Origin of the sequence: Serratia sp. TMDUHS_CL (assembly GCF_037137105.1) — a bacterium.
Taxonomy (GTDB): domain Bacteria; phylum Pseudomonadota; class Gammaproteobacteria; order Enterobacterales; family Enterobacteriaceae; genus Serratia; species Serratia nevei.
Genome location: NZ_JBBBDV010000003.1, coordinates 261,203 through 273,917, shown reverse-complemented (window position 1 = coordinate 273,917; position 12,715 = coordinate 261,203). Strand labels below are relative to the sequence as shown.

Here is a 12,715-nt window from a genome sequence, read left to right as displayed (position 1 = left end):
GTTATGGGCTTGAAAAGGGCTTTCGCCCGCAGCGTCTCTCACCGACAGCGCAGCCTGGCTAAAAGCGGCGTCGCCGCTCTGGTATTTTTTACGCTATTCACCGCGGTCACGCTTTCTTTGATCAACCACCAGCGCACGCAATATCAACATAAAGTCGAAGCGCGTACGCAAAAGTTCACGCTGGGTTATATCTCGCATCTGACGGCCGTGATGCAGCAAATGATGCCGCTGTTGGACAAGCCTTGCCTCTCCAGCCAGTCGGACATTACCTACCAGGCGGCCTTTACCAGCGGCGTGCGCACCTTCCTGCTGGTGAAAGACGGCTACGCCTATTGCTCCTCCGCCACTGGCGACATGATGCTGCCGATGAAAAACCTCTATCAGGACATCGACTGGGATCTGCCTTTGGATCTCAAGCTGCAGCAGGGCACGCCGATCGTGCCAAATAAGCCGGCGGTTGCGGTTTGGCTGCGGCATCCCGGCGAGCAGGCCACCGGCATCCTCGCTACGCTGGACATCGATCTGATGCCCTATCTGCTGTTCACCTCGCACGACGAACAGGCGCCGGGCATCGCCATCGTGATGGGCAATCGCGCGCTGACCACTTTCAGCCCGAACCTGATGCCGGTCGATCAGCTGCCGAAAGGCAAGGCGGATAACCTAACGCTGCCCAATCTGCCGTTGACCATCATGTTCTACAACGAGAAGCTGACGCCCAACGACATTCGCCTGACGCTGTTGGGCAGCCTGGTGCTGTCATTGATGATCGGCGTACTCTGCTACTACATGCTGCTGCTGCGGCAAAGCCCGGAGCGCGCGCTGCTGCGCGGCATCAAGCGCAACGAGTTCTTTATCGAATACCAGCCGGTGTTCCACACCGACAGCAACAGCATCGGCGGGCTGGAAGCGCTGATTCGCTGGCAGCATCCGATCGAGGGCCGCATCCCGCCCGATGTCTTTATCCCCTACGCCGAAAGCAACGGGCTGATCGTGCCGCTTACCCGCCAGCTATTCAGGCTGATCGCCGAAGATGCGCCGCAGCTCGCCAAAGCGCTGCCACGGGGAGGTAAAGTCGGCCTCAACATCTCCCCCGCCCACCTTAGCGCACCGTCCTTCCACCAGGACGTGTATGAACTGTTGGCGCAGCTGCCGGGTGATTACTTTACGCTGGTGTTTGAAATCACCGAGCGCGGCATGGTGGAAGAAGAGAGCGCGCTGGCGGAGTTTGACTGGCTGCACAAACAGGGCATCGAGATCGCGGTAGACGATTTTGGCACGGGGCACAGCGCGTTGATCTATCTTGAGCGCTTCACCATGGATTACCTGAAGATCGACCGTGGCTTCGTCAACACCATTGGCCAGGACACGGTCACCGCGCCGGTGCTGGATGCGGTGATCTCGCTGGCGAAAAAGCTGAAAATGCTGACGGTGGCCGAAGGCGTGGAAACCGCCGAGCAGATGCAGTTCCTGCAAGAACACGGCGTCAACTTCATGCAGGGATACTACTTCAGCATGCCGCTGAGCATCGACAACTTCGTCGCCTACTGCAATGCTCATCAGGTCTTTGATTATCAGGCAAAAAAATAGTTAATCTTTAAGCATCTTTACCCTGCGCCCACCCGAAGAATGTTATGCTGGGCGCAGGTTGTACTTTATTCCACAGCAGGAGCTTACCGTCCGATGTCCGTGCGCATTTTCGCTGCTCTGGTGCTCTCGGCACTGAGCTTCGGTCTGCAGGCCGAAGCCCTCAACGAAAGCTACGCTTTCGCCCTTCTCGGTGAACCGAAATACGCCACCGACTTCAGCCATTTCGACTACGTCAACCCGGCGGCGCCCAAGGGCGGCGACGTACGGCTGGCGGCCATCGGCACCTACGACAACTTCAACCGCTTCGCCACCCGTGGCGTACCCGGTGAACGCACGATGGAGCTGTACGATACGCTGTTCACCAACTCCGACGACGAACCCGGCAGCTATTATCCGCTGATTGCCGAATCGGCCCGTTTCCCGGCCGACATGCGCTGGATGGAGTTGGATATCAACGCGCGCGCCCGCTTCCAAGACGGCAGCCCGATCACCGCCGCCGACGTGGCCTTCACCTTCAATAAATTCATGACCGAAGGCGTGCCGCAGTTTCGCTCCTATTACAAAGGCGTCACGGTCAAGGCCATTTCCCGGCTGACGGTGCGCATCGAGCTGCCTAAAGCCAACCGTGAGCAAATCCTCAGCCTGCTCAGCCTGCGCGTATTGCCGGAAAGCTTCTGGAAAAACCATAAGCTCAACGAACCGCTCAGCACCCCGCCGCTCGCCAGCGGCCCGTATAAAATCGGCGATTACCGCCTCGGCCAGTACATCACCTACCAGCGAGTGCGCGACTACTGGGCCGCCAACCTGCCGGTGAATCGCGGCCGCTATAACTTCGACAGCATTCGCTACGATTATTACCTGGACGATAAAGTGGCGCTGGAAGCCTTCAAGGCCGGGGCTTACGATTTCCGCATCGGGCCGTCGCCCAAAAGCTGGGCCACCCAGTACCAGGGCGGCAACTTCGCGCGCAACTACATCATCAAGCAGGACGAGACCAACCAGGCGGCGCAGAATACCCGCTGGCTGGCGTTCAACCTGCAAAAACCGCTGTTTGCCGATCGCCGGGTACGGGAAGCGATTGGCCTGGCTTTCGACTTCAACTGGATGAACAAGGCGCTGTATTACAACGCTTATCAGCGCGCCGACAGCTATTTCCAAAACACCGCCTACGCCGCCCGTAGCTACCCGGACGCCGCCGAACTGGCCTTGCTGGCACCGCTCAAAGGCCAGATACCGCCGGAGGTGTTTACCAGCATCTACCAGCCGCCCTCCTCCGACGGCAGCGGCAACGATCGGCAAAATCTGCTGAAAGCGACTCAACTACTGAAAGAAGCCGGTTGGGTGGTCAAAAATCAAAAGCTGGTCAACGCCAAAACCGGTCAGCCGTTCACCTTCGAACTGATGCTGCTGAGCGGCAGCAACTTCCAGTACGTATTACCCTTCCGCCACAACCTGCAGCGGCTGGGCATCGAGATGCAAATTCGCGAGGTTGATGCCTCGCAGTACACCCGTCGCATGCGCGAGCGCGATTTCGACATGATGTCGACGGTGTACATGGCGATGCCGTTCCCCAGCGCCGATCTGCAAATCCTGTGGGATTCGCAGTACATCGATTCCAGCTACAACACGGCCGGCGTCAAAGATCCGGCGGTCGACAGCCTGGTCAGGCAAATCGCCGCCCATCAGGGCGACGAAAAAGCCCTGCTGCCGCTCGGCCGCGCGCTGGACCGGGTGCTGACCTGGAACAACTACATGCTGCCGATGTGGTACTCCAACCACGATCGCTACGCCTATTGGGACAAGTTCTCCACGCCGCCGATCCGCCCGGCCTATGCGATCGGCTTCGATAACTGGTGGTACGACGTCAACAAGGCGGCGCGTTTACCGGCTCAACGGCAATAAGGAGTCGGAATGGCGGCCTATCTGATACGCAGACTGTTATTGGTGATCCCCACGCTGTGGGCGATCATCACCATCAACTTTTTTATCGTGCAAATTGCGCCCGGCGGTCCGGTCGATCAAGCCATCGCCGCCATTGAGCTGGGGCACGGCAGCGGTTTTGGCAGCGGCGGCGCAGGTGAAGGCCTGGGTCATGCCCGGGCGGGCATCGCGGCTGGCGACGGCCAATACCGCGGTTCGCGCGGCCTGGATCCGGAGGTGATCGCCGAGATCACCCAACGTTACGGCTTCGACAAACCGCTGCACGAACGCTACTTCACCATGCTGTGGAACTATATGCGCTTCGACTTCGGCGACAGCCTGTTTCGCGGCGCTTCGGTGATGCAGCTGATCGGCCAGAGCCTGCCGGTCTCCATCACGCTGGGCCTTTGGAGCACGCTGATCATTTACCTGGTGTCGATCCCGCTCGGCATCCGCAAGGCCGTCCACAACGGCAGCGCCTTCGATACCTGGAGCAGCACGCTGATCATCATCGGCTACGCCATTCCGGCTTTCCTGTTCGCCATCCTGATGATCGTGCTGTTCGCCGGCGGCAGCTACCTCGACTGGTTCCCGCTGCGCGGCCTGGTGTCCAGCAACTTCGACACCCTCTCGTGGCTGGCAAAGATCGCCGACTACCTGTGGCACATCACCCTGCCGGTGCTGGCGACGGTGATCGGCGGCTTCGCCACCCTGACCATGCTGACCAAGAACTCGTTCCTCGACGAGATCCGCAAGCAGTACGTCACCACCGCCCGCGCCAAAGGGCTGGATGAGAAAAAAATCCTCTACCGCCACGTGTTCCGCAACGCCATGCTGCTGGTGATCGCCGGTTTTCCGGCCACCTTTATCAGCATGTTCTTCACCGGCTCGCTGCTGATTGAGGTGATGTTCTCGCTCAACGGCCTGGGGCTGCTGGGCTACGACGCCACGCTGCAGCGCGACTACCCGGTGATGTTCGGCACGCTGTATATCTTCACCCTGATCGGCCTGCTGTTGAATATCCTCAGCGATATCACCTACACCCTGGTCGATCCGCGCATTGACTTCGAGGCCCGCCAATGAGCCGCCTTAGCCCGATCAACCAGGCGCGCTGGGCGCGTTTTCGCCGCAACCGCCGCGGCTACTGGTCGCTGTGGATCTTCTTGGTGCTATTCACCCTGAGCCTGGCCGCCGATCTGATCGCCAATGACAAACCGCTGTTGGTGCGTTATGAAGGCCGGTTGTACCTGCCGTTTATGATTAACTACAGCGAAACCGCCTTCGGCGGCGAGCTGAACACCGAAGCCGACTATCAGGATCCGTTCGTACAGCGGCAGATCGAACGGCACGGCTGGGCGGTTTGGGCGCCGATCCGCTTCAGCTACGACACCATCAACTTCGCCACCGAGGTGCCCTTCCCCTCGCCGCCTTCGCGCCACAACCTGCTGGGCACCGACAGCAACGGCGGCGACGTGCTCGCTCGTGTTCTGTACGGTTTTCGCATCTCGATGCTGTTCGGCCTGGCGTTGACGCTGTTTTCCAGCCTGATCGGCGTGTGCGTCGGCGCGACCCAGGGGTATTACGGCGGGCGTTTCGATCTGTGGGGGCAGCGCTTTATCGAAGTGTGGTCGGGCATGCCGACGCTGTTTCTGATCATTCTGCTGTCGAGCATCGTCCAGCCCAATTTCTGGTGGCTGCTCGGCATCACCATCCTGTTCGGCTGGATGAGCCTGGTGGGGGTAGTGCGCGCCGAATTCCTGCGCACGCGCAATTTTGACTACATCCGCGCCGCGCGCGCCATGGGCGTACCGGATCGGGTGATCATGTCCCGCCATATGCTGCCCAACGCCATGGTGGCGACGCTGACCTTCCTGCCGTTTATCCTGTGCGGCTCGATCACCACCCTGACGTCGCTCGATTTCCTCGGTTTCGGTCTGCCGATAGGCTCGCCGTCGCTCGGCGAATTGCTGCTGCAGGGCAAAAACAATCTGCAGGCGCCGTGGCTCGGCATCACCGCCTTCCTGGTCTTGGCGGTGCTGCTGTCGTTATTAATCTTTATCGGCGAAGCGGTACGCGACGCCTTTGACCCCAGCAAGGCGCATTGATATGGCCACTCCTTTGCTCGCTATTCAGGATCTCAGCATCGCCTTTCGCCAGGGCGACACCGTCACGCCGGTGGTCAACGAACTCTCGCTGCAAATCGCGCCGGCGGAAACGCTGGCGCTGGTGGGGGAATCCGGCTCCGGCAAAAGCGTCACCGCCCTGTCGATACTGCGCCTGCTGCCCGCGCCGCCGGTGGTTTACCCTGCCGGTGATATCCTGTTCAACGGCGACTCGTTGCTGCATGCGCCGGAAGCGGCGCTGCGCAAGGTGCGAGGCAATCAGATCGCGATGATCTTTCAGGAACCGATGGTGTCGCTTAACCCGCTGCACACCATCGAAAAACAGCTCGCGGAAGTGCTGATGCTGCACCGCGGCCTGCGGCGCGAAGCCGCGCGCGCAGAGATCGTCGAATGCCTGGAGCGCGTCGGCATCCGTCAGGCCAAAAGCCGGCTGCAGGATTACCCGCATCAGCTGTCCGGCGGTGAACGCCAGCGGGTGATGATCGCCATGGCGGTGCTGACTCGCCCGAAACTGCTGATCGCCGACGAGCCCACCACCGCGCTCGACGTCACTATCCAGGCGCAGATCCTGACGCTGCTGCAAGAGCTGAAGCAGGAGATGGGCATGGGGCTGTTGTTCATCACCCATAACCTGAATATCGTGCGCCGCCTGGCGGACAACGTGGCGGTGATGCGCCAGGGCCGCAGCGTGGAGCAAAACGGCCGTGCGCAGCTGTTCAGCCGGCCGCAGCATCCTTACACGCAGCAGCTGCTGGCCGCCGAGGACGTCGGTGAACCGCTGCCGCTGCCTGCCGCGGCCAACGGGCGCCCCGACGACGAGCGGCCGCTGCTCAAGGTGGAAAATCTACAGGTACGCTTCCCCATTCGCCGCGGCCTGCTGCGCCGCACGGTGGATTATCACTATGCATTGAAATCATTGAGTTTCGAGCTGCGCGCCGGGGAAAGCGTGGGGCTGGTGGGGGAATCCGGCTCGGGTAAAAGCACCACCGGGCTGGCGCTGCTGCGCCTGTTGGCCTCGCAGGGCGCCATCTGGTTCGACGGCGAACCGCTGCACCCGCTCACGATGAAGCAGATGCTGCCCTACCGCAGCCGGATGCAAATCGTCTTCCAGGATCCCTACTCCGCCCTGAACCCGCGCCTGAACGTGCAGCAAATCATCGCCGAAGGGCTGGAAGTGCACCAGCGGCTTAGCACAGAGCAGCGGGAACAGCGCGTGATCGAGGTGTTGCAGGAAGTCGGCCTGGATCCGCAGCTGCGCCATCGCTATCCTACCGAGTTTTCCGGCGGGCAGCGCCAGCGTATTGCCATCGCGCGCGCGCTGATCCTGCAGCCGCAGCTGCTGATCCTCGACGAGCCGACCTCTTCGCTGGATAAATCGGTGCAGGCGCAGATCCTGACGCTGCTGAAATCGCTGCAGCAACGCCACCGACTGGCTTATCTGTTCATCAGTCATGACCTGCAGGTGGTGCGTTCGCTATGCCACCAGGTCATCGTGTTGCGACAGGGAGAAGTGGTTGAACAGGGAGACTGCCGGGCGATTTTCGCGGCGCCCGCCGCCGACTATACCCGTCAACTGCTGCAGTTGGCGGATTAGCGGCGAATTCTAGAAGGGGTATTGCGCGCTGAGCGGTTCGGCGATCGCGGCGCCGACGTTTTTCAGGCGGCACATGGTGGCGCTCTCGTCGCTGCGCTGCACGAACAGGCAAGGCTCCCCTTCCCATTCGACGATCGCGCAGTCGACCTGAATCTCCTGCAGCGACAGATTGAGCTGTTGCATTACCTGCCAGGCCTCGGCCCCTTCATGGCTGAGTAACTTCAGCCCTATCAGGTTGTTATCTTCGTCTATTCCGTTAAACGGAATCGGTTCTACCTTCACGCCGGTGAAACCGGATAGCCAACGATAACTTTGCGGCAAGCGATGCACTACCGAAAGTTGGATATTCTCCACATGAAATCCCTAGATTGAAAAGGTGAAACACTTTTACCTGACAGGGTTACTAAGTTATAGCCGCTGACTCCCGACTCTGCCGCGCACAAATGTTATTTAAATGTAAATTTTGCCGCTAGCCCTTAACCAGACCCCGTGCTTGCCGATGCCGTGCCATTTTTTGGCGCGCCGTGCGGTGTTATTTCACGGCATTTTGCGACTCAGCTCGCATTTTTGCGTTATATGTAACCCTTTCCCGCAGCGATCTCAACTCTTTTTTCTTGCAATGCGACTACTTTTCCGTCGCCATATTTTTACAATGAAGAAACATTTTCCCCACCACGTTAGCGCAGCCTTCCCTGCTAATGTTTTGATTTACATAAAACCTAATACAAACCCCCCGCCGCGCTCAGCCGGCAGAACGCCGCGCCTCCCGGGGAATATGGGGTGGTGCGGCGGCGGAATTTTTTAACAAAAAACACACAGAGGGGAAAATGGCCAATTGATTAGCTTGCGTATATTTAGCAACAAAATTTCAATTGCCAGTTGCACCCTGAAATGGCAGGGCGCAACCCTATGACGATGCGGGGCGACACGCCCCGCATTGGGAGAACGTCAGGCCGCGCGATCGCGTGGCCGGCTGGCGTAAAGATAAAACAGCACCGCCACGATGCTACACAGCGCCATTGAGGTAACCATGGGCCACGCGCTTTTACCCGGCGCCATCGACAGGACCGCCCCCACCAGCGCGCCGATGCTGAAGCGCAACGTGCCGGCCAGCGAAGACGCGGTGCCCGCCATATGCGGGAAGTCATCCAGGATCACCGCCATGGCGTTGGAGGAGATCATCGCGATGCACCCCAGATAGACCGCAACGCCGATCACCAGCGCCCAGAAGCCCAGGCCGACGGCGCTCACCGCCACCAGCCACAGCCCCATCGCCAACTGTACCAACAACCCCAGCTTGAACATCTTGACCGCGCCGAACCGCCGCACGTTGCGGCTGTTGATCAGCGTCGTCAGGAACAGGAAGACGATGTTCAGCGCAAAATAGTAGCCGAAATGCTGCGGCGAAACGTGGTTCAGTTCGATGTAGACGAACGGCCCGGCGCTGAGGAACGAGAACATGCCCGCAAACGAGAAGGCGCTGGCGAGCATGTAGCTCAGCACCCGCTTATGGCGGAACAGCGAACCGAAGTTGCCCAGCGTGGTGCGCAGGTGGAACCGTTGTCGGCGCTCTTTCGGCAGCGTCTCCTTGATGAACAGGGCCACCAGCAGTGAACCGATCAACGCCGCGGCGCCCATGGTCCAAAAGATGGCGTGCCAGCTGAACCACAGCAACAGCGCACCGCCGATCATCGGCGCCAGCAGCGGCGCGATGGTCATCACCAGAATGACGAACGACATCATGCGCGAGAACTCATCCTTGGTGAACATATCGCGCATCAGGGCATTGATCACCACGCTGGCGGCCGCCGCCGCCAGGCCGTGCAGGAAACGCAGCCCGATCAGCTGATCGATCGATTGCGCCATGGCGCAGGCGCAGCCGGCGATGGCGAAGATCAGCGTTCCCCACAGGATCACCGGCTTGCGGCCGAGGCTGTCCGACATCGGCCCATAGAACAGTTGCCCGAAGGCAAAGCCGAGCATATAGGCGCTGAGGGTCATCTGCACGCTGCCGGACTCGACGCCAAACTGGGCGGCGATCACCGGCATACTGGGCAGGTACATGTCGATGGCCAACGGCATCAACATGGACAACAGGCCCAAAATGAAAATCAAACCGAGATGAGAGGTTCGGTTCTGTTGCACGTTCCACGACTCCTTAATCGGCCGCAATCGATGATCGGTTTTCAGTCCTGCAGGTGCGGCGCGCCCACGCTGGCGATCTCTTCTTCGGTCAGTGGGCGGTATTCGCCCGGCGCCAGATCGTCATCCAGCACGATGGCGCCGATGCGCTCACGGTGCAACTCGATCACCCGGTTGCCGACGGCAGCGAACATCCGCTTCACCTGGTGGTAGCGCCCTTCGCTGAGGGTCAGGCGCACTACGCGCTCGTCAACCTGCTCCAGCGTCGCCGGGCGCGTCAGGTCTTTCTCGTTGTGCAGTTGCACCCCTTCGGCGAAACGCTGCGCGGTGTCTTCCGCCAACGGGTGCTCCAGCGTCACCAGATAGGTTTTCTCGCAGTGGTGGCGCGGCGACGTGACGCGGTGCGACCACTGCCCGTCGTCGGTCATCAACACCAGCCCGGTGGTGTCGATATCCAGCCGTCCGGCGGCGTGCAGCTTGTACGCGACCGGTTCATCGAGAAAATACAGCACCGTAGGATGATCGGGATCGTCGGTGGAGCAGACGTAGCCCTGCGGTTTATTGAGCATGAAATAGCGCGGGCCGTTCTGCTGCTGCAGCGGATTACCGTCGAACGCCACTTCTTGCTCCGGGGTCAGTTTGATCGCCCCGCTCTTCACTACCTCACCGTCCACGGTGACGCGTTTAGCCCGAAGTTCGCGCGCCACCAGCGCACGGCTGATGCCTAACTGCTGAGATAAAAACTTGTCCAATCGCATGGGATCTGCTTTGCCTGTCGTTGTTATGATCGCATTGATCGTATTGCCAAAATATGACGCCCGCCGTTGCACCGGGTGCAAATGGCAGGTTCAGGGGGGGAATCGCGTGGGGGAACAGCGATTGCTGTCACACGAGTATAGCGGCACAACGCGTTGCCCGACAGAGGTAATTTTCACGCTCCTCGCACCGCGCGCGCGCAGAAGGCATAATAATAGAAATTTTTCGGCTGTCCGGGGAGTAGAATGTCACGGTTTCTGTGGGAGCAGCGGTGACAAAGCCGCTTCCCGACGGCCCATCCCAACCCACGGCGTTCATTTATGGCCTTTACCCTACGCCCCTACCAACTGGAAGCGGTCGAAGCCACCATCAATCATTTCCGGCGGCATCCCGAACCGGCGCTGATCGTGCTGCCGACCGGCGCCGGCAAAAGCCTGGTGATCGCCGAGCTGGCGAAGCGCGCCCGCGGGCGGGTGCTGGTGTTGGCGCACGTCAAGGAACTGGTGGCGCAAAACCACGCCAAATACTGCGCCTACGGCCTGGAAGCGGACATCTTCGCCGCCGGCCTGCAGCAGAAAGAGAGCGCCGGCAAGGTGGTGTTCGGCAGCGTGCAGTCGGTGGCGCGCAACCTGCCGCTGTTCGACGGCGCCTTTTCGCTGCTGATCGTCGATGAATGCCACCGCATCAGCGATGACGACGACAGCCAGTACCAGCAAATCATCCAGCATTTGCAGAAAACCAACCCGCAGTTGCGGCTGCTGGGGTTGACCGCCACGCCCTATCGTCTGGGCAAGGGCTGGATTTACCAGTATCACTACCACGGCTTCACCCGCGGCGACGGCGCCAGCCTGTTTCGCGACTGCATCTACGAGCTGCCGCTGCGCTATATGATTAAGAACGGCTTCCTGGTACCGCCTGAGCGGCTGGACATGCCGATCGTGCAGTACGATTTCAGCCGGCTGGAGGCCAGAAGCAACGGCCTGTTCAGCGAAGCGGATCTGAACCGCGAGCTGAAGCGGCAAAACCGCGTCACGCCGCATATCATCAGCCAGATTGTGGAGTACGCCGAAGATCGCAAAGGGGTGATGATCTTCGCCGCCACCGTCGAGCACGCCCGCGAGATCCACGGCCTGCTGCCAACCGGCGAGGCCGCGCTGGTCAGCGCCGAAACACCGCCCGCCGAGCGCGATGCGCTGATCGAGGCGTTCAAACAGCAGCGGCTGCGCTATCTGGTCAACGTCGCGGTATTGACCACCGGCTTCGACGCGCCGCACGTCGATCTGATCGCGATCCTGCGCCCGACCGAGTCCGTCAGCCTGTATCAGCAGATCGTCGGCCGCGGGCTGCGGCTGGCGCCCGGCAAGGAGGATTGCCTGATCCTCGACTACGCCGGCAACCCGCACGACCTGTTCACGCCGGAGGTCGGCGTCAGCAAGCCGCACGGTGACAGCCAACCGGTGCAGGTGTTCTGCCCGGCCTGCGGCTTCGCCAACCTGTTCTGGGGCAAGTGCACCGAAAACGGCGACATCATCGAGCACTACGGCCGCCGCTGTCAGGGCTGGCTGGAGGACGACGACGGCCACCGCGAGCAGTGCGATTACCGCTTCCGATTCAAGAGCTGCCCGCACTGCGGCGCGGAGAACGACATCGCCGCGCGCCGCTGCCATCAGTGCCAGGAAGTGCTGGTCGATCCCGACGACATGCTGAAAGCGGCGCTGAAGCTGAAAGATGCGCTGGTGCTGCGCTGCGGCGGCATGGAACTGCAAAGCGGCCGCGACGACAAGGGCGAATGGCTGAAGGCCACCTATTACGACGAGGACGGCACCAGCACCAGCGAGCGCTTCCGTCTGCAGACGCCGGCGCAGCGCAAAGCGTTCGAGATGCTGTTCCTGCGCCCGCATCAGCGCGCGCCGGGCGTGCCGTTCGCCTGGCACACCGCCGCCGACGTGCTGGCGCAACAGCAGGCGCTGCGCCATCCGGATTTCGTGGTGGCGCGCAAACGCGGGCAGTTTTGGCAGGTGCGCGAGAAAGTGTTCGATTATCAAGGCCGTTTCCGCCGCGCCAATCAATTGGCCTGAGCGAACTGTCCCCAACCTGGGCAGGTTTTCGTTGCCCTGCGGGCGGCTTTCCGTTAAAATGCCGCGCGCTTTACCTGGGCCTGCCCAGCGTTAAAGCGGGTTTCCGAACTTGCTACTTGGGTCGCCTGTAGCAGGGTAAATTTTCTTTTAAGAGAAAAAACAATGTTCACTATCAATGTAGAAGTACGTAAAGACCAGGGTAAAGGTGCGAGCCGCCGCCTGCGTGCAGCAAACAAATTCCCAGCTATCGTTTACGGTGGCAAAGAAGCTGCAGTTTCCATCGAATTGGACCATGATTCTGTTAAGAACATGGAAGCTAAACCAGAATTCTACAGCGAAGCAGTAACTCTGGTTATCGACGGTAAAGAAACCAAAGTTAAGGTTCAGGCTGTACAGCGTCACCCGTTCAAGCCAAAACTGGCTCACATCGACTTCGTTCGCGTTTAATCGCTACGTTTTCGAACCTTTCGGGACGCCGAAATAAAGAACGCCGCAATTGCGGCGTTTTTTATTGT

General features: G+C 60.3%; 10 protein-coding genes. 7 read left to right on the top strand and 3 right to left on the bottom strand.

Annotated elements, in window-relative coordinates:
• The first annotated feature begins 3 nt into the window (after positions 1-3).
• The 5 genes from WCL58_RS08395 (at position 4) to yejF (ending at position 7,224) form a co-directional block, all read left to right on the top strand.
• Complete coding sequence (locus tag WCL58_RS08395; protein WP_336850870.1) at positions 4-1,587, top strand: cyclic di-GMP phosphodiesterase; 1,584 nt, start codon at positions 4-6, stop codon at positions 1,585-1,587.
• A 93-nt stretch (positions 1,588-1,680) separates the two neighbouring features.
• A complete protein-coding gene (locus WCL58_RS08390; protein ID WP_336850869.1) occupies positions 1,681-3,489 on the top strand; it encodes an extracellular solute-binding protein in 1,809 nt (602 codons plus the stop codon).
• 9 nt (positions 3,490-3,498) lie between these two features.
• Positions 3,499-4,590 (top strand): microcin C ABC transporter permease YejB, encoded by a 1,092-nt coding sequence (locus WCL58_RS08385; RefSeq protein ID WP_336850867.1) that lies wholly within the window; start codon positions 3,499-3,501, stop codon positions 4,588-4,590.
• On the top strand, positions 4,587-5,612 hold the full coding sequence (locus WCL58_RS08380; protein ID WP_060420176.1) for an ABC transporter permease: 1,026 nt from the start codon (positions 4,587-4,589) through the stop codon (positions 5,610-5,612). The genes WCL58_RS08385 and WCL58_RS08380 overlap by 4 nt, the downstream gene beginning before the upstream one ends.
• 1 nt (position 5,613) lies before the next feature.
• Positions 5,614-7,224, top strand: a complete 1,611-nt coding sequence (gene yejF, locus WCL58_RS08375) for a microcin C ABC transporter ATP-binding protein YejF (RefSeq protein WP_336850865.1) — start codon at positions 5,614-5,616, stop codon at positions 7,222-7,224.
• Between the two features lie 9 nt (positions 7,225-7,233).
• On the opposite strand, the gene WCL58_RS08370 is transcribed toward yejF, so the two are convergent.
• From WCL58_RS08370 to rsuA, 3 genes are all read right to left on the bottom strand, one after another.
• Complete coding sequence (locus WCL58_RS08370) at positions 7,234-7,578, bottom strand: YejG family protein (protein ID WP_047730237.1); 345 nt, start codon at positions 7,576-7,578, stop codon at positions 7,234-7,236.
• A 594-nt stretch (positions 7,579-8,172) separates the two neighbouring features.
• Positions 8,173-9,369: a Bcr/CflA family multidrug efflux MFS transporter gene (locus WCL58_RS08365; protein WP_047730236.1), complete on the bottom strand. Its 1,197-nt coding sequence runs from the start codon at positions 9,367-9,369 to the stop codon at positions 8,173-8,175.
• Positions 9,370-9,410: 41 nt separating this feature from the next.
• A complete protein-coding gene (gene rsuA / locus WCL58_RS08360; RefSeq protein WP_060420171.1) occupies positions 9,411-10,124 on the bottom strand; it encodes a 16S rRNA pseudouridine(516) synthase RsuA in 714 nt (237 codons plus the stop codon).
• Between the two features lie 318 nt (positions 10,125-10,442).
• Between rsuA and WCL58_RS08355 the strand changes: the two genes are divergently transcribed.
• Both WCL58_RS08355 and rplY read left to right on the top strand, forming a co-directional pair.
• On the top strand, positions 10,443-12,200 hold the full coding sequence (locus WCL58_RS08355; RefSeq protein WP_060420168.1) for a DEAD/DEAH box helicase: 1,758 nt from the start codon (positions 10,443-10,445) through the stop codon (positions 12,198-12,200).
• A gap of 162 nt (positions 12,201-12,362) precedes the next feature.
• A complete protein-coding gene (gene rplY / locus WCL58_RS08350; RefSeq protein WP_019453645.1) occupies positions 12,363-12,647 on the top strand; it encodes a 50S ribosomal protein L25 in 285 nt (94 codons plus the stop codon).
• Positions 12,648-12,715 lie beyond the last annotated feature (68 nt).

Coding starts and splice junctions, on each gene's coding strand:
- WCL58_RS08395 (WP_336850870.1), top strand. CDS start 4: ATGGGCTTGAAAAGGGCTTTCGCCCGCAGCGTCTCTCACCGACAGCGC.
- WCL58_RS08390 (WP_336850869.1), top strand. CDS start 1,681: ATGTCCGTGCGCATTTTCGCTGCTCTGGTGCTCTCGGCACTGAGCTTC.
- WCL58_RS08385 (WP_336850867.1), top strand. CDS start 3,499: ATGGCGGCCTATCTGATACGCAGACTGTTATTGGTGATCCCCACGCTG.
- WCL58_RS08380 (WP_060420176.1), top strand. CDS start 4,587: ATGAGCCGCCTTAGCCCGATCAACCAGGCGCGCTGGGCGCGTTTTCGC.
- yejF (WP_336850865.1), top strand. CDS start 5,614: ATGGCCACTCCTTTGCTCGCTATTCAGGATCTCAGCATCGCCTTTCGC.
- rsuA (WP_060420171.1), bottom strand. CDS start 10,124: ATGCGATTGGACAAGTTTTTATCTCAGCAGTTAGGCATCAGCCGTGCG.
- WCL58_RS08355 (WP_060420168.1), top strand. CDS start 10,443: ATGGCCTTTACCCTACGCCCCTACCAACTGGAAGCGGTCGAAGCCACC.
- rplY (WP_019453645.1), top strand. CDS start 12,363: ATGTTCACTATCAATGTAGAAGTACGTAAAGACCAGGGTAAAGGTGCG.